This is a genomic window from Pseudomonas poae (assembly GCA_028869255.1).
Lineage (GTDB): Bacteria > Pseudomonadota > Gammaproteobacteria > Pseudomonadales > Pseudomonadaceae > Aquipseudomonas > Aquipseudomonas poae_C.
In genome coordinates this window covers 103425-129543 of the sequence record CP110972.1, presented here as the reverse complement: position 1 = coordinate 129543, position 26119 = coordinate 103425, and the positions used below count along the sequence as shown (strand labels likewise).

The 26119-nt window shown below is 57.5% G+C and carries 28 protein-coding genes and 1 pseudogene; 19 read left to right on the top strand and 10 right to left on the bottom strand.

The genetic code is table 11. From position 1 onward, the window contains the following. Positions 1-360 precede the first annotated feature (360 nt). On the bottom strand, positions 361-1278 hold the full coding sequence (locus LRS56_00635; protein ID WDU63135.1) for a LysR family transcriptional regulator: 918 nt from the start codon (positions 1276-1278) through the stop codon (positions 361-363). 157 nt (positions 1279-1435) lie between these two features. On the opposite strand from LRS56_00635, the gene LRS56_00630 reads away from it, so the two are divergent. Then, positions 1436-2467 (top strand): alcohol dehydrogenase catalytic domain-containing protein, encoded by a 1032-nt coding sequence (locus LRS56_00630; protein WDU63134.1) that lies wholly within the window; start codon positions 1436-1438, stop codon positions 2465-2467. 403 nt (positions 2468-2870) lie between these two features. On the opposite strand, the gene LRS56_00625 is transcribed toward LRS56_00630, so the two are convergent. After that, on the bottom strand, positions 2871-3758 hold the full coding sequence (locus LRS56_00625) for a LysR substrate-binding domain-containing protein (GenBank protein WDU63133.1): 888 nt from the start codon (positions 3756-3758) through the stop codon (positions 2871-2873). A 122-nt stretch (positions 3759-3880) separates the two neighbouring features. Between LRS56_00625 and LRS56_00620 the strand changes: the two genes are divergently transcribed. The 3 genes from LRS56_00620 to LRS56_00610 all read left to right on the top strand — a co-directional run bounded on the left by LRS56_00620 (position 3881) and on the right by LRS56_00610 (position 6377). After that, positions 3881-4390, top strand: a complete 510-nt coding sequence (locus LRS56_00620) for a sugar ABC transporter (GenBank protein WDU63132.1) — start codon at positions 3881-3883, stop codon at positions 4388-4390. Beyond that, positions 4387-5241 carry an MBL fold metallo-hydrolase gene (locus tag LRS56_00615; protein WDU63131.1) on the top strand — a complete coding sequence of 285 codons (855 nt, stop codon included), beginning with the start codon at positions 4387-4389 and terminating at the stop codon, positions 5239-5241. Before LRS56_00620 ends, LRS56_00615 begins: the two co-directional genes overlap by 4 nt. An 806-nt stretch (positions 5242-6047) precedes the next feature. Beyond that, on the top strand, positions 6048-6377 hold the full coding sequence (locus tag LRS56_00610) for a hypothetical protein (GenBank protein WDU63130.1): 330 nt from the start codon (positions 6048-6050) through the stop codon (positions 6375-6377). A gap of 7 nt (positions 6378-6384) precedes the next feature. On the opposite strand, the gene LRS56_00605 is transcribed toward LRS56_00610, so the two are convergent. Beyond that, positions 6385-7020 (bottom strand): LysE family translocator, encoded by a 636-nt coding sequence (locus LRS56_00605; GenBank protein WDU63129.1) that lies wholly within the window; start codon positions 7018-7020, stop codon positions 6385-6387. Positions 7021-7168: 148 nt separating this feature from the next. Here LRS56_00605 and LRS56_00600 point away from each other — a divergent pair, with 148 nt between their 5' ends. Continuing rightward, positions 7169-7540, top strand: a complete 372-nt coding sequence (locus tag LRS56_00600) for a PH domain-containing protein (protein ID WDU63128.1) — start codon at positions 7169-7171, stop codon at positions 7538-7540. A 122-nt stretch (positions 7541-7662) separates the two neighbouring features. Here the strand turns inward: LRS56_00600 and LRS56_00595 are convergent, their stop codons facing one another. Continuing rightward, entirely contained in the window at positions 7663-7959 is a 297-nt protein-coding gene (locus LRS56_00595) for a DUF3077 domain-containing protein (protein WDU63127.1), read from the bottom strand. 543 nt (positions 7960-8502) lie between these two features. On the opposite strand from LRS56_00595, the gene LRS56_00590 reads away from it, so the two are divergent. Beyond that, a complete protein-coding gene (locus LRS56_00590; protein ID WDU63126.1) occupies positions 8503-10161 on the top strand; it encodes a DNA repair protein in 1659 nt (552 codons plus the stop codon). A 68-nt stretch (positions 10162-10229) separates the two neighbouring features. Next, positions 10230-10787 carry a hypothetical protein gene (locus LRS56_00585; protein ID WDU63125.1) on the top strand — a complete coding sequence of 186 codons (558 nt, stop codon included), beginning with the start codon at positions 10230-10232 and terminating at the stop codon, positions 10785-10787. Positions 10788-11124: 337 nt separating this feature from the next. On the opposite strand, the gene LRS56_00580 is transcribed toward LRS56_00585, so the two are convergent. Then, positions 11125-11289, bottom strand: a complete 165-nt coding sequence (locus tag LRS56_00580; protein ID WDU63124.1) for a hypothetical protein — start codon at positions 11287-11289, stop codon at positions 11125-11127. A 222-nt stretch (positions 11290-11511) separates the two neighbouring features. Here LRS56_00580 and LRS56_00575 point away from each other — a divergent pair, with 222 nt between their 5' ends. From LRS56_00575 to LRS56_00565, 3 genes are read left to right on the top strand one after another with little or no spacing between them, the layout of a single operon-like run. Further along, positions 11512-12660, top strand: coding sequence for a colicin E3/pyocin S6 family cytotoxin (locus LRS56_00575; protein ID WDU63123.1), 1149 nt, complete (start codon positions 11512-11514; stop codon positions 12658-12660). Beyond that, on the top strand, positions 12657-12881 hold the full coding sequence (locus tag LRS56_00570; GenBank protein WDU63122.1) for a hypothetical protein: 225 nt from the start codon (positions 12657-12659) through the stop codon (positions 12879-12881). The genes LRS56_00575 and LRS56_00570 overlap by 4 nt, the downstream gene beginning before the upstream one ends. A 60-nt stretch (positions 12882-12941) precedes the next feature. Beyond that, positions 12942-13454 carry a hypothetical protein gene (locus LRS56_00565; protein ID WDU63121.1) on the top strand — a complete coding sequence of 171 codons (513 nt, stop codon included), beginning with the start codon at positions 12942-12944 and terminating at the stop codon, positions 13452-13454. A gap of 2 nt (positions 13455-13456) precedes the next feature. On the opposite strand, the gene LRS56_00560 is transcribed toward LRS56_00565, so the two are convergent. From LRS56_00560 to LRS56_00550, 3 genes are all read right to left on the bottom strand, one after another. Beyond that, entirely contained in the window at positions 13457-14011 is a 555-nt protein-coding gene (locus tag LRS56_00560; GenBank protein WDU63120.1) for a hypothetical protein, read from the bottom strand. Positions 14012-14180: 169 nt separating this feature from the next. Beyond that, complete coding sequence (locus LRS56_00555; protein ID WDU63119.1) at positions 14181-15533, bottom strand: ATP-binding protein; 1353 nt, start codon at positions 15531-15533, stop codon at positions 14181-14183. Continuing rightward, a complete protein-coding gene (locus LRS56_00550; GenBank protein ID WDU63118.1) occupies positions 15530-16192 on the bottom strand; it encodes a response regulator in 663 nt (220 codons plus the stop codon). The genes LRS56_00555 and LRS56_00550 overlap by 4 nt, the downstream gene beginning before the upstream one ends. Positions 16193-16339: 147 nt before the next feature. On the opposite strand from LRS56_00550, the pseudogene LRS56_00545 reads away from it, so the two are divergent. The 5 genes and pseudogenes from LRS56_00545 to LRS56_00525 all read left to right on the top strand — a co-directional run bounded on the left by LRS56_00545 (position 16340) and on the right by LRS56_00525 (position 21192). Beyond that, positions 16340-16607, top strand: a pseudogene (locus LRS56_00545) (PepSY domain-containing protein). Beyond that, positions 16607-17152: a cytochrome b/b6 domain-containing protein gene (locus tag LRS56_00540; protein WDU63117.1), complete on the top strand. Its 546-nt coding sequence runs from the start codon at positions 16607-16609 to the stop codon at positions 17150-17152. Before LRS56_00545 ends, LRS56_00540 begins: the two are co-directional and overlap by 1 nt. Positions 17153-17160: 8 nt before the next feature. Beyond that, positions 17161-18429, top strand: a complete 1269-nt coding sequence (locus tag LRS56_00535; GenBank protein WDU63116.1) for an exo-alpha-sialidase — start codon at positions 17161-17163, stop codon at positions 18427-18429. Then, positions 18429-19031, top strand: coding sequence for a hypothetical protein (locus tag LRS56_00530; protein ID WDU63115.1), 603 nt, complete (start codon positions 18429-18431; stop codon positions 19029-19031). The genes LRS56_00535 and LRS56_00530 overlap by 1 nt, the downstream gene beginning before the upstream one ends. Before the next feature lie 139 nt (positions 19032-19170). Continuing rightward, positions 19171-21192 carry an LTA synthase family protein gene (locus LRS56_00525; protein ID WDU63114.1) on the top strand — a complete coding sequence of 674 codons (2022 nt, stop codon included), beginning with the start codon at positions 19171-19173 and terminating at the stop codon, positions 21190-21192. On the opposite strand, the gene LRS56_00520 is transcribed toward LRS56_00525, so the two are convergent. Next, positions 21193-21567 carry a cytochrome c family protein gene (locus LRS56_00520; GenBank protein WDU63113.1) on the bottom strand — a complete coding sequence of 125 codons (375 nt, stop codon included), beginning with the start codon at positions 21565-21567 and terminating at the stop codon, positions 21193-21195. Between the two features lie 43 nt (positions 21568-21610). Continuing rightward, positions 21611-22129, bottom strand: a complete 519-nt coding sequence (locus tag LRS56_00515; protein WDU63112.1) for a demethoxyubiquinone hydroxylase family protein — start codon at positions 22127-22129, stop codon at positions 21611-21613. 220 nt (positions 22130-22349) lie between these two features. Here LRS56_00515 and LRS56_00510 point away from each other — a divergent pair, with 220 nt between their 5' ends. From LRS56_00510 to LRS56_00495, 4 genes are all read left to right on the top strand, one after another. Continuing rightward, a complete protein-coding gene (locus LRS56_00510; GenBank protein ID WDU63111.1) occupies positions 22350-22730 on the top strand; it encodes a response regulator in 381 nt (126 codons plus the stop codon). Between the two features lie 196 nt (positions 22731-22926). After that, the gene (locus LRS56_00505; protein ID WDU63110.1) at positions 22927-23532 is read left to right on the top strand and encodes a biliverdin-producing heme oxygenase; all 606 of its coding nucleotides are present in this window, start codon (positions 22927-22929) and stop codon (positions 23530-23532) included. Continuing rightward, complete coding sequence (locus LRS56_00500; GenBank protein ID WDU63109.1) at positions 23529-25757, top strand: ATP-binding protein; 2229 nt, start codon at positions 23529-23531, stop codon at positions 25755-25757. Before LRS56_00505 ends, LRS56_00500 begins: the two co-directional genes overlap by 4 nt. Positions 25758-25902: 145 nt before the next feature. Then, complete coding sequence (locus LRS56_00495; GenBank protein WDU63108.1) at positions 25903-26082, top strand: hypothetical protein; 180 nt, start codon at positions 25903-25905, stop codon at positions 26080-26082. Positions 26083-26119 lie beyond the last annotated feature (37 nt).

Sequence of the window (26119 nt, the reverse complement as noted above, 5' to 3'; positions counted from 1 at the left end):
CATGCCGTCTCGCCTTAACTTGTGCAGCTATGTGGTTTGTAAAGCTATTTGAAGATTTAAGGAAGGTCTGCTTTTGGCCGCTTGTTGCCCCTCACGACAGGCAGCAAGCGACCTAAAGTGCCCTTCGCGAAGGGCAGAAACCGGCCAGAAGCGGACGGATTGCAAGCAGAGAAAAGGGGACTGATATAATTTCTGAGAAATAAATCAGTCCCCTTTTCCCTAAGGCCGCGGACGCGTCCGAGACGCTTGGCCAACGATCAGCCGCAGACAGCTGCAATGGCAAGTCGCTGACGATGCTGGTCGTCAAATTGTGCCAGGCGGTGTTACCACGGGCCCGCCGGCTCCTAGGCGCAAGGTCGTCTAATTGCCGGACCGCTTATCAGTCAGCATATTGATCAACGCCCTGAGGCCGGATGGTACATGGCGATTCGCCGAGTAATAGAGGCACAGCCCCAGATACGCGGGACACCACTCTTCCAGAACTCGTTTGAGTCGGCCCTCCTTGAGCGCATGTGCTGCAAGATGGTCGGGCACGAAGGCGATCCCTATTCCCTCGATTGCTGCCTCCACCATCAACGATTGATCAATCAACGTGAGAGGGCCGGGAGCGTTGATCCTTTCGACAGCGCCATGGCGCTCAAACTCCCATCTGTAGATTGCACCACTTTCAAACCGGAAGCGGATGCAATGATGGTCATACAGATCTTGCGGCACTACTGGATATCCGCGTTGCTCGAAGTACTCGGGCGACGCCACTACCGCAAAGCGGACCTCTCCCATAACTGGGATGGCCACCATATCTTTGGGTACTGCTTCCGCTAATCGGATACCCGCATCAAAACCATCGGCAACGATATCGCTCAGCTTGCCATCACTGAATATGTCGAGATGGACGCGAGGATTCTCGCGCAAAAAGCGCGCAAGCACTGGCCACAGTACCAACCGGATGGCGCCCTCACTGGCATTGATTCGCACCGTTCCGCTGGGAGCGTGGTCATTGCTCTCCAGCTCCCGAACGGCTTCTTCAACTGAGGCCATTGCCGGTCTTAGTTTTATGGCCAGGCGCTCTCCCGCCTCGGTCAAGGAGACGCTTCGAGTCGTCCGGTTGAAAAGGCGGACGTTTAACCGTTGTTCGAGAGCCTTGATCGAGTGACTGATCGCTGAGGGCGTCATGTCGAGATCGATTGCGGCGCTGCGGAAACTTCGGTGGGCTGCGACCGCTAAGAATGCGGCAAAGGCCGACAGGTCATTGCCCTTGGATTGGTGAATTACTTTCATCATGGAATCAAATATTGACCAGATTGTCGCGACAGTCAACGACCCATAGACTCGAATGAAGCTGCAGCATCGTGGGTGCAAAAGGGCCGGTGTAGCTCTCAGAGCATCTCGTTCGCAGCCCTAACAGTAATGACCACCTGATCGAAAGGAACATGCGATGAAGATGAAGGCAGTTGTGATGACCGGCGCGAACAAACCCTGGGAGGTTCATGAGGTTCCCATGCCCAAGGCAGAGCCAGGGCTGGTCCTGGTGAAAGTTCACGCCTCCGGCATGTGCTACACGGACGTGTGGGCAACTCAGGGGGCTGGCGGTGACATTTATCCTCAGACTCCGGGTCACGAAGTGGTTGGTGAAATCGTCGAAGTCGGTGCGGGTGTCCACACGCGCAAGGTTGGAGACCGAGTCGGTACCACCTGGGTACAGTCCTCGTGCGGTCGATGCCCTTACTGCCGCCAGAACCGCCCGTTGACCGGCCAGACTGCCATGAACTGCGTTTCGCCCAGAACGACCGGCTTCGCGTCGCAGGGCGGGCACGCAGAGTACATCGCAATTTCTGCGGAAGGCACCGTATTGTTGCCCGATGGGCTGTCCTACACGGACGCCGCGCCCATGATGTGCGCGGGCTATACCACCTGGAGCGGCCTGCGAGACGCGGAGCCGAAACCGGGTGACAGGGTCGCTGTGCTGGGGATCGGCGGGTTGGGCCACGTCGCCTTGCAGTTCTCAAAGGCATGCGGATTCGAAACCATCGCGATCACGCATTCTCCAGACAAGCACAAGCTTGCGACCGACTTGGGTGCCGACCATGTCGTCACCAATGCCGAGGAGCTATTGGCAGTCGGTGGTGCCGACGTGCTGCTGATCACCACCAACGACTTCGAAACCGCCGAAAAGGCGCTCGCGGGGGTCAATCCTGACGGTCGCATCGTCCTTTGCGGGCTCGACTTCAGCAAGCCGTTCTCGATTCCGTCCGATGGCAAGCCATTCCATATGATGCGCCAACGGGTGGTTGGCTCCACGCATGGGGGACAGCACTACCTCGCCGAAATTCTCGAATTGGCCGCGAAGGGTAAGGTCAAGCCTATAGTCGAAACCTTCTCTCTTAACCAAGCAACGGAGGCTTATGAACGCCTGTCCTCCGGGAAGATGCGATTCCGTGGTGTGTTCCTGCCTCACGGCGGAAATTGATTCCCAGAGCGGCTCCGGCGACCTCGCGGTCGCCGGCTTCGACTCCAACACATGCAGATGCCTTTTTGCGACTGACAAATATCGGCTTCCGCTTCCAGAGCGATGCATCGCATCTTGGGCGGGTGCGTGAATAGGTATAGCTTTTCTAGAAACCTCGGTACCTTAAAGCGAGCCCACTGATCCGTGTGGGGCGGTCTGCTAATGGCCGTTTTCAGTCGGTCGCCACAGGCAGAAAACGATCCGAGTCGGAAGGTGGCAACAGGCAGAAACCGGCCAAAAGCAGACACAAAACTTTTATCACCTACCCACTGAATAATTGGTCGTGTATAGACACCGTCACCCGGGGGGATCAGCACTGACGTGGCCTACGAAACCGACCCGGTACTGGCACCTCCGCATGCCCTTACTTCACCTGCGCCTCCTCCAACAGCCAATGCGCAAATGCCTGGATGGGCGCGCGGCTCAGCTTAAGGGGTTCAGGTAACACGAGGCAAAAGGTCTTGGCGACATTCTTCTCCTGCGGCCATGGCGCAACCAGACGGCCTTGCGCCAGCTCTGCTTCCACATACAGGCGCGGTACGAGTGCCACACCGAGGCCAACCAGTGCGGCCTCAATTAACATCGCGTGCAAATCGTAGCGCGCGCCCATCGTCGGGTTGCTCAGGACAATCCCGGTTTCCTGGGCATAGCGCTGCCACGCATCCGGGTTCTGTCGTCGGTGTAATCGCGGCAGTGAATCCAGAACCGTTGCCTGCTTGCCCTGATTCAGGAGGGCAGGGTGACAAACCGGAATTAACACTTCGTTCAACAGGCGGTGCGTGTGCATGCCTGTCCAGGCAGGGTGATCAAAATGGATGGCGGCATCAAAGCCGCTACCGGCAAGTACGAACGGTTCCATGCGTTCCGAGAGGTGTACGCAGATATTTGGGTGTTGTTGGCTAAAGCCAGACAACCGAGGGATTAGCCAGCGCAGGGCAAAGGTTGGGCTGACGGCGATATCCAGGCTTGCGCCGTTTCTGGGCTGGCCCATCAAATACTGGCTGTCCCTGTCGAGGCGGTCGAGTAGTTCGCGCACTTGCGCCGCGTAGCGCTCACCGTTAGGCAAGAGCCGCACGCGGTTGCCAACGCGCTCGAATAGGGTGACGCCCAGAAAGGCTTCGAGGCGGCCTATCTGCCGACTAATTGCGCCCTCGGTCAAGGCCAATTCGTTTGCGGCACGGGCGAAGCTGCCATGGCGGGCTGCTGTTTCAAAGGCAATCAGTGCTGCGTTACTAGGGAGCTTTCGACGCATGGTCTTTCCTGGAGTCAAGACAGCAACCTTGATGTTTAGTCACTAAAGGGTGCCGAAAAATCGTTTTATGGGTCATTACCGCGCCAATAGCATGATAGAACATCAATCCGTGAAGTGACTCTATGATTTACACAGTCGAATGCAACTACGCTGACCCCGCCAGCGAAGCCGAGTGGAATGGGTTTTACAGCCTGGAAAAACTGCCGGCGCTGATCTCGGTGAGCGGTTTTAGCTCCTCACAGCGTTTCAAAGCCTTGAGCGGCACTTGCCCGGTCTACCTAGCTTTACATTCAGTCGATACGCCTGCCGTATTGCAGAGCGACGAGTACCGTCAAAAAGGAGGTGGCAACTTTTCCCGCTGGCAGTCGCACATCACTGATTGGAAACGCAACCTCTATGCCGGGCCGGACCGGGTAGTTGCCGTGGGCGCGAACGAGTTCCTGTTGGTCAGTGAACAAGGCCCTCAAGCGCTGATTGAGTTAGGCCTTACGCCTTTAGCGCTGCACGCCGTTGCTTTGGACAAGACCCCTGCACACCGCTGGCTGGCCAAACTGGATTGCGCTCAGGCCAGGGCCAGCGATCTGCAGGGGCTGAATGTATATCGCGCCATGACCGTGCAGTTACAGTCATGAGTAACGTGGACATACATCCCTGGAAACTTCGCAGCCAGCAAATTGGCGAGTTTTCAATCACCGCCATCAGCGATGGCTACTTGGGGGCGAGCCTGGATTTTCTCGCCAACATCGCGCCAACGGAGGCGCTCCGACTTCAGTTAGCCGCCGGAATCAGCGAGCCAGCGTCGATCCATATCAATTGCTATCTGGTACGTGGGCGTGGCCGAACGATTCTGATCGACGCCGGCGCCGGCGGATTCAATCAATGGGGCGGCGAGTTGCTGGCCAATCTTGCATTGGCCGGCGTGCAACCCGGTGACATAGATACGATTCTGCTTACTCACGCGCACCCCGACCACATCGGTGGCTTGTTGAACGCAGCGGGAGAAATGGCCTTCGCCAATGCTGAGTTGGTTTTGCATCAGCGAGAGCTAGCGTTCTGGAAGGACGATGGCCACCTTGGTCAGGCCAGTGAGCGCGCGCGTAGAAACTTTCTGTTTGCACGAACGGTGTTCGAGCGGTACCGGAAAAACCTGCGCCCATTCACCGCCAATGACCTCCTGCCGGGCATCAGTGCGATACCGTTGCCTGGGCATACCGTCGGGCATTGCGGTTACCGCTTCGAGTCCGCGGCAGGCAGCCTGCTGGTGTGGGGCGATATCGTTCATTTTCCTCAGATTCAGATTGCGCGCCCCGACGTCACGATTGCCTTCGACCAGGACCCGCTGCTATCGGCGGCCACGCGAACGAGGCTGCTGGATGTTGCCAGTTCAGATAATTTGATGGTCGCTGGCATGCACTTAGGCACGTTCGGCTTTGCTCATATCAAGCGCTCCGGTAACACCTACGCCATTGCTTACGAAATGTGAGTCAAGTACGGGCAGCAAACTGTCTTTCGATAGTTTTTTCGCGCCTGAAACTTGCCAGGAACGCTAAAGGGGGTAAATTTTTTTTGCACGACTCTGACGTCCGCTTCTGGCCGACTGCGGCCCTTCGTGACTGGCAGCAATCGACTGTGGATGCACCCTCCTCCCGGCGTCCTTCCCACCATGCACAACTCCCTACCGAGGTCAGTAATCCCCCTGCTACGCTGAAAATTTCACGGAGGATTGCACAATGCCAAACTCAGACTTACCCCTTCCCTGTTATTTAAGATCAATGAAAACCAGCTCGCTCCTGGAGGCCGCCATCATGGAGCTGTCGAACTGGGTAGAGATGCGCGGATCGGCGGACGTCGCCGACAAAGTTCGGGGCGCCCTGGGCACGATCGATCGAAACGAGTAGTTCATCAAGATAACGCTTGCTGTGCTCATGACTCCCGACTAATCGCGAAAGTTCGCCATGTGTCGGTACGGCATTTTTTGGCAGACCGGGGAGTCTATCCGTAACCAGTTCCTTGTAGATATTATTCACAGCTCGTCGGAAATCGGATGGAGAAATCCGATCAAGCTTCCATCCACACCAGTCTTTATTGGAGGCAGGTAGGGTGTACACTTCACGGTACAACGTGGAAGTGTACACATGCAAAAAACTATGTTAATTATATAGTTATGTTATTATTCGAGTCTCCCTCGGGCACCATCTTAGAAAAAGACCTTGAAATTCAAGGTCTTTTTTTTCGCCTGTCAAAAAGTGAGTAAGCACGGGCGAACGCAGAAATTGAGGAGCCGGGACCATGGGATTGACGCTGGAAGCTGTTGCGCTTTTTGCTCTCAAGCTGGTGCATGAAACCGAAGGCGCGAGCCCGATTCTGCGCGATGACCCGGTGATGGAGGGGTATGACCGTGAGGTGTTTGGGCTGCTGGTGCGCAAAGGCGAGCTGGCCGGGATTCAGCAGAAGCTTGATGAGTGTGTGACGCTTGCACTCGAATCCTTGGGCGGCGCCGATACCGTACTGGGTCGCGAGTTACAGCGGCTCGCGGTGAACGTGCGCCAAGCATCGACACTTGAAGCACTCGATGCCCCACTCAACGCACTCAAGGACTACCTGAAAGCCATCCTGTAAGCGCGCCCTACCGCCGCCCTTCCACCGCCATCCGCACCGCCAACCCCATCAGCACCGAGCCCATCAGCCAGCGCTGCACCACCTGCCAACCCGGCCGGGTGACGAAAAACACCGCGATCGAACCCGCCATCGTGGCAATCACCGCGTTGACGCTCACGCTGATGAAAATCTGCGTAAAGCCCAGCACCAGGGATTGCGCCAGCACACTGCCATGGCCGTTCGGGTCGATGAACTGGGGCAGCAACGACAAATACATCACCGCCACCTTGGGGTTCAGCAGGTTGGTCACCAGGCCCATGGTGAACAGTTTACGCGGGCTGTCCTTGGGCAAATCCCGCAGCTGGAACGGCGAGCGAGCGCCCGGCCGTATCGCCTGCCAAGCCATGTAGGCCAGGTACAACGCACCGCCGAAGCGTAGCGAGTCATAGGCAAACGGCACCGCCATGACCAAGGCCGTGATGCCCAAGGCCGCGCACACCATATAAACCAAAAAACCCAATGCCACGCCGCCCAGGGAAATTAGCCCGGCCGTGCGGCCCTGGCAGATCGAACGGGAAATGAGATAAATCATGTTCGGCCCGGGCGTGAGCACCATGCCGAGCGAGATCAGCGCATAGGCCAGCCAGCTGGACACTTCAGGCATTGTTTGGCTCCTTGATCGTTGCTCTGTCGACGTGAAACATTTGGCCAACGTTGTAGGCTTGGACGCCATGGTAGGGCGTTCAAAATGCACGCGTTAGATACAGATCCGCGAGCAAAACGTCATACACCACTCACCCGAGGGCAGGCCCATGATCGACTTCAACAACAAAGGCTTCTTCAAACTCAAACAAAACAACGAATACGCCGAACGCGTCTCGGCCCTGCTGCTCGACGGCGAAGAAGTGGTCGATGCCTACAAGGCCATGCGCGACGGCGTGGTGTTCACTACCAAGCGCATCATCGCGGTGAACGTGCAGGGGATTACCGGCAGCAAGAAGGACTTCACGTCGCTGCCGTATAAAAACATCGTCGCGTATTCGGTGGAGACGTCCGGGACGTTTGATCTGGATTCGGAATTGGAGATCTACTTTTCGTCGCTGGGGAAGGTGAAGTTTGAGTTCACCGGCAAAACCTCAATCGTCGAGATCTCGCGACTGATCTCCAAGCACCTGCTGACCTGATCTGCGGTCAAAAAAAGACCTTGGCGTGCCAAGGTCTCTTTTACGGTTTCAACGAATGTACACCCTCCAATGTGGGAGCTGGCCTGCGAAGACGCCAGCCGCCACACCCTCAACTCACCCGCTTACCCAGCAGCAGCCTCCCCCCCATTCGGCAACATCCCATTCGCCAAATCATCCACCACCGCCTTCGCCATCTCCCCCAAGTAATGCGCCGCCCAGGCAAAACGATCTGCGCCCGTGTCCATCGCTGCATCCAATGCGAGCATTTTGGAACAGTGCAGCAGCTCGGAGGCATGCTCCAGGGCATCACGGATGGGCACGCCGGAATTGACGCGAAATAGACGGTGGAGGTTGGGCTGTTTGCCGCAGGTGGAGAAGGTGATGATGCCAAGGGTTTTGTTGAGGGGTGGGTTGATCATTGGGCACCTCCGGATTGGATGGAGGTGTTGATGACGTTGCTACGAGGGTATGACCTATCAGAAACGCTCATTGCTTAAGCTCCTAATGTAGTGAGCCGCCACGTTCGTTTCTCATGCGAATGGGTGGCAGCTATGCGCGGGCTGAGAAACCGGGACAATAGGAACCCGGCAGACCCGAAGGTCTCCCACGCATAGCCGCCATGACACAGACATACGAGCACAAAAAAAGCGCCAACAGTCTAATGGATGGTGGCGCCTATGCGCCTATTGTTTCTCGGATTCTCAAGTCCGGTCGCTGGGTTGGTAGCGACCGATGAAATATAGCTCTGGATAGCATCTCAGCAGAAGCTGAGCTTTGTGGCTAAATATTTGAGCATTCGGACCAACGTTACTGGCAATACACCACACCTCATCTGCCCATGCTTGCATTTTGCTATCGCGTATGGAAATGATAAGGCTGGCACAGCGCTAGCTGAAGGATGAAACAAGCTGAGCGTTAGTTACCCAGCTTAAAATCGTGACACTTCTACTTTAAGGATAAAAATGGAAGATAAAAAGTTAAAAATCACAAGAAATCTCAAAGTTGGGTCTCTAGATGCGGAAGGGGATTCAGAGCTGCTAAATCGTTGCTTTGTAGATAACGGCTACTTGGAGCGCCTACTTAATGTAGAAGACCCTGCGTCGATCATATTAGGCAGAACGGGTTCCGGCAAAAGCGCTCTACTTTACAAAGTAAAATCTTTAGCACAAAAAGTAGTCAAGCTCGACCCAAGTGATATATCCATAAGATTCTTAGAATACTCAGACATCATACAGTTCTTCGGCGCTCTAAATATTAATCTTGACCTATTTTACAAACTTTTATGGCGACATGTACTCACTGTTGAGTTCCTAAAATTAAGATACGACATAAACAATGAATTCGAAAGCCGAAGCTTTCTCGACGGAATATTAAGTAAATTTAGCAGAGACATTACGAAGAGGAAAGCTCTAGAATATTTTAGCGAGTGGGGCGACAGATTCTGGCTGGACACGGACGAACAACTTAAAATCATAACCAGCAAATTAGAATCCGACACAAAAAGCAGCATAGGATTAAAATATGCTGGCATTTCCCTTTCACTCGACGGCGCAAAAAAACTCTCAGATGAAGAGCGATTAGAAATCAAGCAACGTGCTAGCTTAGTCGTAAACGGACTACAAATAAGAAAACTTAATGAGGTTCTCGACTTATTAGCTGATCACTCTTTCAATGATCCTCAAAAAAAATTCTACATTCTGATCGATCAACTTGATGAAGAGTGGGCCAGCACCGACACAAGAGTCAGATTCATCCGGGCCTTAATAGAGGAAATAAAAACATTCCGGAGAGTCAAGCAAGCTAAAATCATCGCCGCATTACGCAAAGACCTATTAGTTCTAGTGTTCGACATAACAAGGGATTCTGGTTTTCAAGAAGAAAAGTACGAATCTTATCTCTTGGAATTACGCTGGTCACCAGAAGAACTAGCCAAAGTGATTGAACTTAGAATAAATGAAGTCTTTAAGAGCCAATACACAAAACAATTAGTCACATTTGATGACATTTTTCCGCGCGCTCGAAAAGGAGGCGGGCAAACCTCAATAGAATTCATTATAGAAAGAACACTACGTAGACCTAGAGACATATTACAGTTCGTAAATGAAAGCTTCTTGATTGCAGCGGATAGAGATAGGATTTCGTGGCGCTCATTGTTTGCTGCCGAGGCCCAGTATTCCGAGAAGCGCTTAAAATCTTTAAAAGAAGAATGGGGAGAGGTGCACCCTTCTTTCGAAGATACCGTAGAAATCCTTAGAGGACTTAAGGCAACTTTTACAAAGTCAATGATAAAAGACTCTCGACTAGAAGATGTGATGCTTTCTTTATATGAACAAAAAAATAATGACCCATGCACCACTATAGTCAAAAAGTACTACGACTCTCAAGGAGTCAAAGAATCAGAAGTTTTAGCAAACTTACTATCTTGCCTATATCGGGTCGGCGCGATTGGTGTTAAAACGGGGTCAATGGATACCTATATTTGGTGCTATGTGGACCAGGCATCAGTAACACGTGGAGAAATCAAACGTGTGGAACACATGAAAATACATAAGATGTTGTACCGAGCCCTAGACATCATTACTGAGCAGAGAGAAATCTTCGAAACAGAAGATATGGATTAATTCAATGCAAAATACTAAGCGAACGGCTAACCCCGTTGATCCTGACACGTTTCTGATAGAGAGTCACTATGACGCTAAGCGATTGGATATCAATATTTATGGCCCTAATTGCCAGTGCATCTGCGCTGGTAACTTACATAGTTTATCGATCATCGACAGACCCACTGGTCATTGTATATGCCAGTCCAGACTTCACTAGACCTTCACTCGTATGTTTGACAATAAAAAACATAGGAAAGGGCGCTGCATATGATATAAACTTCCGAACAAGCCGCCCACTTCCATCTGAGGCATTTAGCATCCCTATACCGGAAAACATGCCTGACGAAATGATAAAAGGGCCAATTATCAATGGAATTCCATTCTTAGCTCCTGATCAGCAAATCAGTTTTGCATGGGGGCAGTATGGCGGCTTATACAAATTCATTGGAGATACCGCTATTATCGTTAACTGCAACTACTATAGAACAGGCAGCCCCAATTCACTGACAAAAAAACAAAAAAGCATATCTAAGCTAGATATCAAAAGTTTTGAGCGAAGCGAGTCATCAGAATACGGTTTTGGACCAAATATTGTGAAAGAGCTCAAACAACTCAACAAAACACTAAAAAGTTACGACTTATAAATTGCAACAGGGTTCTGTGCCTCTGCTGCCTTTGTTATGTCATACCCTATCCACAACTCTTGAGCGTGCCGCACCAACGCCTCCATTGCCTTCCGACTTTCCTCATCACGCCACTGCTTAAACTCCATTAAATCCGAGAGCCAAATCCACTGATGCAGCCCCGTTTTTGTAAAAGGAGTAGCCCCCTCCTCAAACACCCTCACCAAATACGACCGCGAAACGTTGTGCAGGTCGGCGGATTCCTGTGAGATAAATTCCGCGTGCACTGGGACTACCTTGACGACAGTGCCGCTAGCCAACTCGCCCAGGATATCGACCAGCAGGTACAGCGCCGAGGTTAGGGGTACGAGGCAGTGGGGTTTGTCATCTTTGTCAAAGATGTCGATGGCTGAGTTTGAAATTTGGTCGACTGGAGCGAGGCCAGCTCGCGCAGGCCTTGAACAACCGCTTCGACTTCTTTTCCCAGCGGAATGGTTGTATGGGGGAAGTAACGGGCAATCATGATGCAGCTCCGACGAACGTAATTCGACTCAACGCAAAACGAAGCAAACGATAATCGAAGTATTCCAAACAGAGACCCTGAATCGCCCCGGATTCTCTAGACACCTTGCACCCCACTTAAGCGTCCGTCCCCTTTCCCTACATCAATCACCGATTTGTACCGACATCAGATTCTGATTTCCCCTCGTACGCTCACTCCCTCACACAAGGAAGTGAGCCGCTCATGTCAGAACGCTTTTATCCACCCACCGAAGCAGAGCTGCTCAAACAGCGGATTCTGATCCCGCAGCCGTTGCGTGTGCCGTATTCGCCGTCTGTGGATTTTTTCGAGCCATCTCCTACCCCTGCGCCCAAGCGGGCCAAACCTGCTGGCTGCGTCTTCATCAAGCCTTGCCAACTGCCGGACGGGATCACTCGCTACGCCGACCCCGCCGGCTATGTGCCGCTGGAGCTGATCAATGAGTACGGCCATTTAAGCCTGTTGGGCGGGCGTGAGGTTGACGGGCGGGGCGCGGTTGCCTTGCGCAAGATTGGCGGCAGTGCCTTGCCCGCTGGATTGGGACAGTTGGCGTTGCGTTCGGCAGTTTTGGAGGCGGCGGCCACTGCCGTCGGATCTGTCGCCAGCGGCTTGTTGACGGGTTTGGTGGCATTGGCTTGGCCGTCGGAGTTGGGGGATAGCGCGCTCTACAGCGAGGAGCAGTTGCGTTCGATGCAACGGGCGCGGTCGCAAATGCGGTTGCATATCGAGCAACGCGAGGACGGCACACTCAAGGGGTATGGGTTTTACACCGGCAACAATCCCGACTGGCAGATGATTGATGTGGTGCAGTTTCAAAGCCGTGGCGATCAGTTTGTGGCGGACTTGGGTGAGGGTGAGGGTGAGGGTGTTGAGCTGATCTGGACGCCTGCGGTTGATCCGGGGGACACACTGGGTATTCCGGCATTGGAGGCTGCGCCGCAAGCGCCGGTGATCTGGATTTATCCGCCGACGGAGAAGGCCGCGCAGATTCTGGTGAACCCGATTTATCCGCCGCAGTATCGGGATTTTATTTTGGTGTTCCCGGTGGAGTCGGGGGTGCGGCCGCTGTATGTGGTGGTTAGCGTCAAGGCAGGGGATCACAAGTACCACCCGAGCCCACGGTTTTTAACGGCCTTTCCAGAAGCCGTACGTGCCCCCTCCAAATCCGGAGTCAAAGGAGGGGGCAAGCTTAGGCCGCGCTGGAAAGACGACCACGGATACATCTACGAATGGGACTTCGAACGAGGCAAAGTCGAGAAGTACAACAAGCGAGGTAAACACTTGGGCGAATTTGACCCTATAACGGGTGATCGAACCAAAGACGCAGAAGACACGAGAAGGATAGCTCCATGAAACATCTGATCTACGTAGTCCCAACGGGGAGCGAAAACATCTCGGCGGAAATCCAGCTCAACCTGAAAGCTGCCGATTTGCTGCCAATTATGGGTTGGGAGGATGAAAACGAATGTGTCTATGACTACCTGCTGACCCCTCAGCAAATCGAAGGCATCGAAAAACTTACCTCATTGGTCTTCCCAAAAAATGCGTCGCTGTATTTGGCATGTGATGCGTGATGCAGACATTTTCAACTGAATAACCAATGGCCACAGCTTACAAGGCAGCGCAAGAAAACAATGAAACCCACACTGCAAAAGCCCCTCCTCTACCGCTCAGTCAACACCCGAACCCATGGCGTGCGCCACGGCAGTTGTCGCGCCTACAGGTATGAGCGGCACACCAAAAGCGAAAAACACAAAGTATCAAACCGCGGCTCGATGCACAGCCATCAACGACACGGGTTTGATTACACTCCGCTATTCCGGTTTCTCCTATCCAAAGTCGGTCACCCGTGGGATCAGGTTTTCAGCGAAGCCAACGCCCGTCTGGATCGCCCTGAGCCAATTTTCTGGATGGTTGCGTTACATGAAAGCGACAAGCAAGCGTTTATAGGAACGGGTGAGTCGACTTACTACAGCGGCCTATGGGTCGACGAGGCTGGCTTTCTGCAAAAGGTGAACCCGCAGCTGACGCCCGAGCAGATGAAACCCTTCTGCGACTGCTGTACCCACACCTTTAACGGTGTGGTATTCCGACAGGCTCTACCGCAGAACCGGTGCGCAATGCCCACCGCCCTCACATCGCCTTAGCCTCACCCCCTCCCCCCAATCAACACCCGATTCGCCGGGTCCGTAATATCAAACATCTGCTGCGCACACGCCGAGCGATTGGCTCTGAACTGGAACTCCACCAGGTACACCTTCGCCTTCTGCGGGATGAACGTGCTCTCCGGCGGCAGGCAGCTGTAATAATCCCCATTGCCGATGTTTCCCGCCGCACTGCGTACGGTGAGTTTCTTGCCGGGGTCCGCCTGGATCTCCAACTGCGGAAAGCGCTTGAACCCCGCGCTGGCCACGGTCTGGTTGACTTTGGCGATCCAGTTGAAGACCCGGCCTTCGCCGTTGTCCAGCACGGTGCCGAGGGTTTCCATGCGTTGGTCGGGGTCGCCTTCGCGACGGATCGAAAATTCGACGGGGTTGGTGCCGCCGTAGGCTTTCATGATGACTTTGGCGTGTTCGGCGTCCACGGCCACGGTTTTCTGACGCAGTTGAATGCCGTCCTTGAGCAGGCTGGGCGATGAGTCGCGTTGGTTGGATTGGCAGGCGCACAGGGCCAGGGCGAGGGAGAGCAACGCGATTCGCTTCACGGGGACGTCCTTATCGGGGTGAATGGGTGTGAGGACTGGACCCGAGTTTAAACGGAATGTTCCGCAGTGGAGCGACATGACAGCGATGCAGACGTCGTGGTTTGCGGGCGCACCGAGGTGATCCCTTTGCAGCCTCGCTGGGGCTCGACAGCTCCGATATTTGATCGAATCAGCGCTCGTCGAATACCAAGCGTGCGCACAAGCCGCCTTGCTCGCGGTTGCGCAATGCCAAGCGGCAGCCAATTTTGCCGACGATCATTTCCACGATCGCCAACCCAAGGCCCGCGCCATTGGCATTGCCGCGGCTGTAAAAGCGTTCGAACAGGCGCTCCATTTCCGCCTCTTCAATGCCCGGGCCCTGGTCTTGCACGCTCAGGCAATGGGTGCCAATCACCACTTTCACTTCGCTGCCCGGCGGGGAAAAGTTGAGGGCGTTGGTTACCAGGTTCTGCAGGGCAATGGCCAGCGCCACGGGTTCGGTTTCTACCCAGCAATCCTCATTGCCTTCCAGCACCAATTCCACGCCTTTTTCCATGGCCAGCGGTGTCAGCTCGGCGAGTTCTTCGCGCACCAGTTCGGTCAGTTGCACGGGGCTGCGCTTGGGGTTGTTGAGTTGCGGTTCGATCCGGGCCATGGTCAGCAGTTGGCTGCCGATGCGGGTGGCGCGGTCGACGCCATTGACTAAAAAATCCAGGGCTTCGCGTCGTTGCCCTTCGGTCTCGGCGGTTTGCGCGTTTTGGGCGTGGATGCGCAGGATCGCCAGCGGGGTGCGCAGTTCGTGGGCGGCGTCGGCGATAAAGCGGCGTTCGCGCTCGAGCAGGTCATCGACTTGCACCAACAGCCGGTTGAGCGCGGTTTGCATGGGTTCCAGGTCGGTCGGCAATGGCTTGAGGTGCAGCGGCTGCAAGGTCGTGGAGCTGCGCCCCCGGATGGACAGCGCCATGACGCGCAGCGGTTTAAGGCCCCAACCGATGACCAGCCAGATCAATACCGTGAGCAACGGCACGCCGATCAGGCTGGGCCAGAGGGTGTGGCGCATGATGCGCTGGATCACGTCCTGGCGAATGTCGTCGCGCTCGCCCACCCAGATCAGCAGGCCCTGTTGCGGGTCAGCAAGCAGGAACGCGCACCAGTCGTTGCCGTTGTCGATGATGTCGTGGGAGCCGAAGGTCGTCGGCGGCGCAGCAAGCACGGGCGCTTCAGCGGAACGCACGAGCAGCTCACCACCAGTGCGCCACACCTGAAAGGTCAGCCGGGTTTCGTAAGGATGGGCGACGCCTTCTTCGCCGACGCGGCTCATGGCGTGATCGAAGGCTTGGTAGAGACGGCTCCAGTCGGCTTCGCCGGGGTCACGTTGGCGCAGCACGCCTTGCAGCAGGCGGGCGCTTTGGGCGAGTTGGGCGTCGTAGACTTCTTCGATTTCGTGGTGGCTGTCACGCAGCACCAGCCAGCAGATCAGCGCATCACCCAGCAGGATCAGCACCAGTACCGGGATCAGGATGCGCGCGCGTACCGAGCTCATGGTTTAAGCGCCAGCACATAGCCAACACCGCGCACGGTGCGGATCAGCTCGGTAGACAACTTTTTACGCAGGTTGTGGATAAGTACTTCCAGCGTGTTGCTCTCGACCCGATCCTGCCAGCCATACAGCGCACGGGACAGCCGCTCACGGGTCACGACTTTGCCGGGGCGCACCATCAGTTGGTGCAACAGTTGGTATTCCATCGGGGTAACGATGATTTCTACGTCCTGGTAGCGCACTTGCTGGGTGGCCGGGTCGAGGCTGACGCCGGCGTGCTCCAGCATGGGTTGGGCGCGCCCCTGGCTGCGGCGCAACAGGGCGCGCACGCGGGCCTTGAGCTCTTCGACGTCGAAGGGTTTGACCAGGTAGTCGTCGGCGCCGGCGTCCAGCCCGGCGATGCGCTCGGCGGTGCCGTCGCGGGCGGTGAGGATCAGCACCGGCAGGTCGTGTTGCTCGGCGCGCAGTTGCTGCAACAGGTCCAGGCCATCCAGGCGTGGCAGGCCGAGGTCGAGCAGCAGCAAATCGAAGTTTTCGGTGCGCAGGGCATGCAGGGCTGCGACGCCATCCTGCAGCCAGTCGAGGGTGTAGCCCTCGGCCGCCAGGGCCACGCGTATCCCCTGGCCGAGGGCTCGATCATCTTCGACAAGGAGTAGGCGCATAGCAGAATCTCTGTAGGAAACGGCGGCATCATGCCGGGTTCTGACCCGGTCTATTTCGCCAAAGATGTTACGGCTCATTGCCAACTAAGGTTGCGCTAAGGTTGGTTTTGCACTGTGAAACCTCCCACATTTGCTGAGAGCTTTTCCATGCGCAAAATTCTCCTGCTGTCCCTGATTCTCGCCAGCCCGCTGGCCCTCGCCGGCCCGCAGTGCACCACCGCCGAGCGCTCGCAATGGCAGGACGAAAAAAGCCTTCCAGGACAAGCTCAAGGCCGAAGGCTACGAGATCAGCAAGTTCAAGGTCACCGACGGTAACTGCTACGAGATCTACGGTTTCGACAAGGATAAGCGCAAGGTCGAAATCTACCACGACCCGGTCACCGGCAAAGCCGTGAAGACTGAGATCAAGGGCTGATGCCAGGCGAATCCCTGCGCCTGTGGGACCCGTTGGTGAGGCTGTTTCATGTGTCTATCGCCGGGGTCTTCATCGCCAATTACTTCTTTAATGAAGCGGGCGATGACTGGCATGTCTGGCTGGGCTACTACGCCATGGCCTGGCTGCTGGTACGTGGGGTGTGGGGGTTTGTCGGACCGCGCAGTGCACGTTGGGCGGACTTCTGGCCTACACCGAAACGGCTGATTGCCCACGCCCGCTCACTGCTCAACGGCCGCCCGCAACATCGTCTGGGTCATTCGCCGATTGGCGCACTGGTGATGCTGTTGATGTTGCTGGCGCTGCTGACCCTCGGGATCAGCGGCTTCCTGATGCAGGAAGTCGACGCCCTGTGGGGCGCCGATTGGCCGCTGCAAATCCACGCAACTGCCGCCAATGGGCTGTTGGGCCTGGTCTGTGTGCATGTGCTGGCCGCCGTCGTTGAAAGTATCCAGGTGCGGGACAACCTGCCGTTATCCATGCTCACCGGTCGCAGGAAGCGCCTGCCGGACGAGCGTGCGCCGTAAGGTCTCTTATGCGCTCCGCCTTATTGATTTGCAGCCTGTTGGCGGTGTTTTTCGCCGCCTGGCAAAGCCATCCGCCCCATGTCCTGGCGCCGTTTGCCCAGGTGAGCCCGAACACCGAAAAAGTGCCGGCACCGGCGCAGTACACCAGCCGGTTTGTGTCCACCCGGCTGACTGACTTTGTGCACTCCTCGTCCGTCACCGCGCTGCCCAGCGGCGACTTGATGGCCGTATGGTTCGCCGGTTCACGCGAAGGCGCGGCCGATGTGCAGGTGCGCACCGCACGCTTTGATGCAGGCAGCGGCGAATGGGGCGCCGAGCAGGTGCTGGCCACACGCGAAAGCACCCGCGACGGCACCCAGCGCTACATTCGCAAGCTGGGCAACCCGGTGATCGCCCTGGGCCCGGACCAGCGCCTGTGGATGTTTTATGTGTCGGTATCGGTCGGCGGCTGGGCCACCAGCGCGATCAACGTGATGGTGTCGGAAGACCTCGGCGCCAACTGGTCGGCGCCGAGGCAGCTGGTGACCTCGCCCTTCTTCAATATCAGCACGCTGGTGCGCGCCGCGCCGGTGTTCCATGCCGACGGCTCAATCGGCCTGCCGGTGTACCACGAGTTCATGGGCAAGTTTGCCGAGTACCTGTACTTGAGCGCCGACGGCGCAGTGATCGATAAATTCCGCATCAGCCGTGGCAAGAATTCCCTGCAACCGACCATCGTGCCGCTGGATGGCCAGCGCGCCGTGGCGATGTTGCGCTATGCCGGCAACACCTATCACCGGGTCCTGGCCAGCCGTACCGAAGACGCCGGGCAGACCTGGAGCGAGCCGTACCCGCTGGAGCCGGCCAACCCCAACTCGTCGCTGGCGGCGGTGGGCACCCAGGACGATGGCCTGCTGGTGGCCCTCAACGATCTGCAGGACGGCCGCTTCAAGCTCAGCCTCTACGGCACCGACGCGCAGCTCACTCAATGGCGCACCGTGGTGCAACTGGATGAGTCACCGGACCCGCTCGGCCAGCCGTTCTCCCCCGAAGCCTATAAAGAGATCATCGGCGAAGGCTTTCGCGCCTCCAGCGGCGCCCGGCGCTTGCCCCTGGAACAGCGTTTTCTCAGCAGCCTGGATTACCGGGTGTGCAAACCCCAGGGTTGCGATTTCGAATACGAGTACCCGTATTTCAGCCGCAGCGCCGATGGCATGTACCACTTGGTGTACTCGTGGAATAACACCTTTATCAAACATGTCAGCTTCAACGAAGCCTGGCTGGCGGAGCGTCTGTGATGGATTCTTTATGGCAGGCCCATCTGAGTTTTGTGCTGCTGGGGTTTGTGGCGCTCTGTGCGCTGCGCTTTACCGCGCCTTGGCGGCCATGGTTGCTGCCGATGCTGGTGGCGGTGAGTTTTATCCCGGTTAATGAGCTGCCGTTGGCGGCGTATGTCCGCAGTTTTACCGATGACTTGGCCATCAGCACCTTGGTGTTACTGGCGTGGGTGGGCCTGTGTCGGTTGGGGGTGGTGCCTGTGCTCAGCCGTCGGCACCAGGTGCAGATGTTGCTGCTGTTTGGCGTGCTGAGCCTGGTGTTGTACCCGGCCACGTTGGGCCTGACCTATTTCGACCCCTACCGCTGGGGCTTCAACCCTCGGCCGATGATTGTGCTGGTGGGCGCGGCCGCGCTGCTGATGCTGTGGCTGCGCAATGCGCTTGCGGTGTGGATGTTGGCGGTAGGCACCTTGGCATTCGCGCTGCGGCTGAAGGCTTCGGAAAACTATTGGGACTATCTGGTGGACCCGCTGTTGACCGGCTATTGCCTGATAGCAGGATTCTGGCTGCTGCTAAAGGCCGCCTGGAAATACCCAAGCCAAGCCCTGTCGAGAAAGCAATGAAGAGCAAAACTGTGGGAGCGGGCTTGCCCGCGATAGCGGTGGGTCAGGTACTGGGTACGGTGGCTGACACTCCGTCATCGCGGGCAAGCCCGCTCCCACATTTGCGCTGTTTCGTTTTAGAAATCGGGAAGAACCAATAATGGATGTGTTGCAATCACGCCGCCTGCGCTACGGCGCAGGTGCGATCGGGTTGGTGTTTGCGTTGCTGGCGGCATTGCGGTTGATATTTGTACTGGGCTTTTCCGGCCTTGACTTGAGCACCCCGGCACTCCTGGAAACCCTGGGCATCGGCCTGCGTTTCGACCTGCGCCTGGCAGTGTTGCTGCTGTTACCGCTGGCCGTGCTGGCGTGGCTGCCGCGCTGGAACCTCACCACCCTGCCGGCCCTGCGCTGGCTGGCGCGGGGTTACCTGGTGGTGGCGCTGGCAGTGGTCGGCCTGGTGTATATCATCGACTTCGGCCACTACGCCTACCTCGGCATGCGCATCAATGCGACCGTGCTGCGTTACCTGCAAGACGCGCAGATTTCTCAACAGATGGTGTGGGAAACCTACCCGGTACTGTGGATAACTGCCTGCTGGCTGGCGGCGGTAGCGCTGTGGGTATGGGCGTTGGTGTGCCTGGAGCGCCTGACCCTGGATCGCGCGCCCGTCGCCATCAGCAAGTGGGCGCTGGCATCGGTCTCGGTGCTGGGCCTGGTCGCCGTGCTGCTGGCCCTGCTAGGCCGCGTCGCCAACCTCAATCTGGAAAACCCGGTGCCGCTGCGCTGGAGCGATGCGTTCTTTTCCGGTAACAGCCAGGTGGCGGCCGTGGGCCTGAACCCGGTGCTGTTTTTTTACGACACACTCAAAGTCGGCCAAGCGCAATTCGATGAGGCCCAGGTACGCGAGCATTACCCGCAAATCGCCCACTATCTTGGGGTCGATCAGCCCGCCGCCCAGCCCCTGAACTTCATCCGCGAACAAAGCGTGCAGCCTTATCGGCTGGCCGGCGAGCGCCCGCCCAATGTGATCTTCGTGATGCTCGAATCCCTCGGCACCAGCGCCGTCGGTGCCTACGGCAACCCGCTCAACCCCACACCGAACCTGGACAAACTGGCCACGCAAAGCTGGTTCTTCAAGCACTTCTACGTGCCGGTTACCGGTACCGCCAAAACCGTGTGGGCCAGCATCACCGGCGTGCCGGACGTGACCCGTCAGGAGACAGCCACGCGCAACCCGCTGATCACGCGGCAACACACGCTGATCAACGCGTTCGAGGGTTACCAGAAGTTCTACATGATCGGCGGCAATGCCGGCTGGGCGAATATCAATGCGCTGATCCGCCAGAGCATCGACGGTGTGCAGCTCTATGATGAAAGCCACTGGCGCTCACCCCGGGTGGACGTGTGGGGGATCTCCGACCTGGACCTGTTCAAGGAAGGCGACCAACTGCTGCGCACCGTGCCCAAGGACCAACCGTTCTTCGCCTATGTGCAAACCGCCGGCAACCATCGGCCATTCACCATCCCCCGGCAAAACGACGGCTTCCAGGTCAAGGACGTGACCCTGGAGCAAGTGCAGGCCGCCGGTTCACGCAGTGTTGAGCAATACAACGCCGTGCGCCTGCTGGACTACAACATCGGGCGGCTGATGGAGATCGCCAAGGCCGGCGGCTATTACAACAACAGCATTTTTGTGTTCTTCGGCGACCACAACACGCGCATCAGCCAGATCCCGCACATGGCGCCGGCCTTTGAGCAATTGGGCCTGGAGAGCAACAATGTACCGCTGCTGATCCACGCCCCCGGCCTGGCTCCCCGGGTGATCGAGGAGGCCGTGGGCCTGGCGGATTTACTGCCCACGGTGGCCGGCATGGCGGGCATCCCCTTTCGCAACGGCGCCATGGGCCGTGACATCCAGCAACCGGCGCCGGAAGGCGAGCGTGTGGTGCCGCTGGTGCTACGCGAGGGCGCCTTCCCGATTATCGGCGGCGTAACCCGGCACTTCCTGCTGCAAATGCAACACGACGGCAGCTCACCGACCCTGCATGACCTGGCGTCGCCAACCCCGCGTGACGATGTGGCCGCGCAGCACCCTGAAGAGTTTCAGCGTTTGCAGGGGCTGACGCGGGGGCTGCATGAAAGTGCGCGGTTGATGTTGTTCAGGAATGTGCGCGAGTGACTATTTGTTCTGGAACGTTTCGAGGTACGCCAGGATGTTCTCGATCTTCTGCGGGTCGCTGATACCCCAGAAGATCATGCGCGTGCCACTCACCACCTTTTTCGGCGCTTCGATATAGGCGGCGAGCTTGTCGCGGGTCCAGACCACGCCGGAGTTTTTCATCGCATCGGAATACTGATAGTCGGTGGTGGTGCCGGCCGGTCGGCCGATGATGCCGTTGAGTTCAGGGCCAAAGCCACCGCGCGCGCCTTCGCCGATGCTGTGGCAACCGCCGCAGGTCTTGCTGAAGAGTTTACCACCCGCCTCGACATCGCCGGCCGCGAGGGCCGAGCCGCTGTTGAGGATCAGGGCGAGGGTGAACAAGGCGTACTTCATGGCGGGCTCCACATCGGCTAATACCAGCGATTATGCCTGGTTGTCAGGAGCGCATGCCCATCCAGATCACGGCTTCGGTCCATGCCGTGACCAGCGGCGTGAGCGTGCGGAACCATGGGTCCTGTACATCAATCTGCGCGGCCGACTGGTCGTGGTGGTGCTGTTCTTCATCCACGATCGAGGCAATGGCGGCCACGGCCAGCGGGTCGCTATCGCGCAGGGTGTGAAGTTGATGGGCCAGGTGTTTGAGCACCACGCTCTCGACCGCCACGGTGGTGGTCATGATGGCTTTGCGGCCGCACAGGCCGGTGAGCAGGCCCAGCGCCAGGCCCCCGAGGCCGCACAGCCAATAGCTGCGGCAACGCGGATAACCCCGGCGCTGCAGCTCGGCCTTGAACACGGCGCGGTGGCGGCGTTCGTCAGCGAGAAATTCTGTCAGCTCGCTCACCAGCCCCGGGTTGAACAACCGGGCCATGAACAGTTGGCCGCTGTAGATACAGATCGCGCCGTGCTCGCCCGCGTGGTCGACTTTGATCATGCGGTTGCCCAGGTCAGGGTCCATCAAGGGAGCTGCGGGAGCGTTCACTGTTCACGGCCTTGTGCGAGGGTCCGTGGAAATCGGACCGGTGTGCATTGCTCAGCGCGTTATCGTGCCGCACCGCTAGCCGAATGCGCAACTTAGAGCCTCTAATTGACCACCCATCGACTCATACACATTCAATCGAACCTATTCCACCGCGCCCCACTCCACCTTACTGAACCCTGATGGAGGAGTAAGAATCATGGCTCAGCCATCGATTTTGGTATTGGAAGACGACGAAATCATTCGTGCGTTAATGGTGGACGTCCTGGAAGATCTCGGCGCGAACGTCACCTCTTTCCCGTCGGCCGATGAAGGAATGATTTACCTGGAACGCGGCGACGATCCTGTCGACCTGATTGTCAGCGATATCCAGATGCCAGGGTTACTCAATGGGTACGACTTGAGCAAAGTGGTGGCGCACCGTTGGCCCTCGGTGCCGGTGGTGCTGACGTCGGGCAATGCCAAGCTGGCGGCGCAACTGGGCGGGACTGTGCGTTTTTTGCCCAAGCCGTGGAGCGCTGAGCACTTGGTCGAGTGCGTGCAAACAGCACTGAGACATCAAGGTACCCCCCTGCATTGATAGCTCCGCGATATCACTTTTAGCGAACTTGGTGCAGCGTGCTGTGGTCATTATTCAAGCAAGGAGCGACTTTTCTGATCCGCTGGTCAGCATTATCGCCTTGTGCGTAAGGCTGACAGCCATGAGTTGTGTAGAATTGTCGCCTATTTTTCCAGCGTCATTCATGGTCGAAAGGCCCACAGTTCGAGCTCACTGAATGCATCCACAGGCCCCTGAATCTGGTGCGCCCTCGTTACTCGAAGCGTTGCGCGCGGGCACTGCCCTGCTGCATGTGACGCTCGAAAAGCGTCTGCCGTTTTTCTCCGAGCAGCTCGATGCCGACGGGTACCAGCGCTTGATCCAGGCGTATTACGGGTTTTATCAGCCGATGGAGGCGGCGTTGTACGACAGTGGCTTGATCCCCGATGGATTCGACCCGCAATTGCGTGTGAAAACACCGACGCTGGTGAGCGACCTTCACGCCCTCGGCCTGTCCGCCAACGCCCTGCCCCGCTGCGCCCACCTGCCGCTGCTCGACACACCTGCCGCCTGCCTCGGTGCGCTGTATGTGCTGGAAGGCGCGACGTTGGGCGGCCAGGTACTGCGGCGGGAAATGGCCCAGCGCCTGCACGTGAATGCCGACAACGGCGGGGCGTTTCTCAATGTGTATGGCGCCGAGACAGGTCGGCGCTGGAAGGATTTTCTCGATTACCTGGGCCGCATGCCGCTGGACACCCTCGCCAGACAGCAAGCGGTAGACGCGGCCCGTTCGACGTTCAGCTGCTTTGAGCAATGGCTCGACAGCCAGGAGGTACTGCTATGAAACCCGACGATTTTGAAGAGCTGCTTGCCAACTGTGCCGACGAGCCCATCCGCTTCCCAGGGGCGATTCAGCCTCACGGCGTGCTGCTGACGCTGTCGGAACCCGAGCTGAATATCATCCAGGTCAGTGCCAACGTTGGCGCCTTGTTCGGCCACGCACCCGATACGCTGCTGGGGCAACCGCTGCACCGGTTGATCGGTGCCGAGCACGCCCAGGCTGTGCAGGCCATGGCTGAGCAAAACAGTTTTTTCGACGCGCCGCCGCTGCATGTCAGCCTTAACGGCGCCGAGTTCGAAGGCTTGTTGCATCGCCATCAGAACGTGCTGGTGCTGGAGTTCGAACCGTGGCTCAAAGACTTTCGCCCACGCTCGCTGAAGGGTCGCACCAGTGACCTGGGCAAAATGCTGCAACGCTTGCAGTCGGCGAAAACCCTTCAAGCGCTGTACGAAATCAGCGTGACTGAAATCCAGGCCATGACCGGTTACGACCGGGTGCTGATCTATCGCTTTGAAGACGAAGGCCACGGTCAGGTCATCGCCGAAGCGTCGGCACCGTCCATGGAACTGTTCAACGGGTTGTTCTTCCCCGCGTCCGACATCCCGGAGCAGGCCCGCGAGCTGTATCGCACCAACTGGCTGCGCATTATCCCGAACGCCGCCTACGAGCCGGTGCCGCTACTGCCCAAATTGCGCCCGGACACCGGCGAGCCGCTGGATTTGAGCTTCGCTACCCTGCGCAGTGTGTCGCCGATTCACTGCCAGTACATGCAGAACATGGGCGTGTTGTCGTCCATGAGCATTTCGCTGATGAAGGGCGACAAGCTGTGGGGCCTGATCAGTTGCGGCAACCGCGAGCCCCTGCTGGTGCCCAACGACCTGCGTACCACCTGCCAGACCATCGGCCAGGTGTTGTCGCTGCAGATCAGCGCCATGGAAGCCCTGGACCTGAGCCGCCAGCGTGAGGAGAAAGTCGAGGCCTTGGCGCTGCTGGATCAGGCGATGAAAGCCTCCGATGAAAATGTATTTGACGGCCTGGCCCAGCAAGGCCAGTTGCTGATGGACCTGACCCTGTCCGGCGGCGTGGCGATCATCGAAGACAAACAGCTGCACCGCTACGGCAACTGCCCGGAACCGTCGCAGATCCGGGCCTTGCACAAGTGGTTGCAAGGCAAGGGCGAGCCGGTGTTTTCCAGCCATAACCTGGTGTCGGTGTACCCGCCTGCCGCCGAGTTTCAGCACGTGGCCAGCGGCGTCCTGGCCATGAGCCTGCCCAAGCCGGTGGACAATGGCGTGCTGTGGTTTCGCCCGGAAGTGAAAGAGAACATCAACTGGAGCGGCGACCCGAACAAGCCGCTTAACCTGGAAAACTCCGACGCCGGCCTGCGCCTGCGCCCACGAACTTCGTTTGAAATCTGGAAAGTCGAAATGGCCGGCATCTCAACCAAGTGGAGCCATGGCGACCTTTTTGCCGCCAACGACCTGCGCCGTTCGGCCCTGGAAAACGACCTGGCCCGCCAGGTGCTGCGCGAGCAACAGGCGGTGCGCGCCCGTGATGAACTGGTGGCAGTGGTGTCTCACGACCTGCGCAACCCGATGACAGTCATCTCGATGCTCTGCGGCATGATGCAAAAGGCCTTCAGCTCCGACGGCCCGCATACCTCGCGGCGCATTTCCTCGGCCATCGACACCATGCAACAGGCCGCCGGGCGTATGAACGTGCTGCTGGAAGATTTGCTCGACACCTCAAAAATCGAGGCCGGGCGCTATGTGGTCAAGCCGGTGGCGCTGGACGTGAGCCAGATGTTCGAGGAGGCCTACTCCCTGCTCGCACCGCTGGCGATGGAGAAAGGCATCGACCTGTCGTTCAATGCCGAGCCCGGCCTGCAGATCAATGCCGACCCGGAGCGCCTGTTCCAGGTGCTGTCGAACCTGATCGGCAACGCCATCAAATTCACCCCGCGCCAGGGCAATATCGGCATCAGCGCCATGAGCAACGGCGAGGAAATCGTGTTTTCGGTGCGCGATTCCGGTGAAGGCATTGCCCCTGAACAGTTGCCGCATGTGTTCGAGCGCTATTGGACGCAGACCGAAAACAACCCCACCGGCAGCGGCCTGGGGCTGTATATCACCCAAGGCATTGTTCAGGCCCACGGCGGGCGGATCGAGGCCCAAAGTGAATTGGGCCGCGGCAGCGAGTTCCGCTTCACCGTGCCCAAGCCGAACTGAAACGCCCTCAGCCACACCTCTTGCAAACTATGTGGTCCGCCATGGCCGGGAACGTTCGATCCGGCCATGGCCACTGATCCGGTGCGCATTCAAACGAAATCGGGATGCGAGGAACACTCCTCCAATTGAGCAAGAGGTCTACCCAATGATTGTCAGCCCTTTCCAAGCCTTCAACATCTACCAGGCCATAATGAAAACCCAGCTTCAGGTCACTCCCAAAGAAAAACCTGCCGCCATCCACGACGAGCAGCAGAAGCAAAATACACAGCATCGACAGCCAACCAGCTCGTCGCTGGACTCCATCGGGAATGGCCGGCTGGTTTGATGCGGAGGCTTTGATGTAACAGGGGACAGTGCAGCGC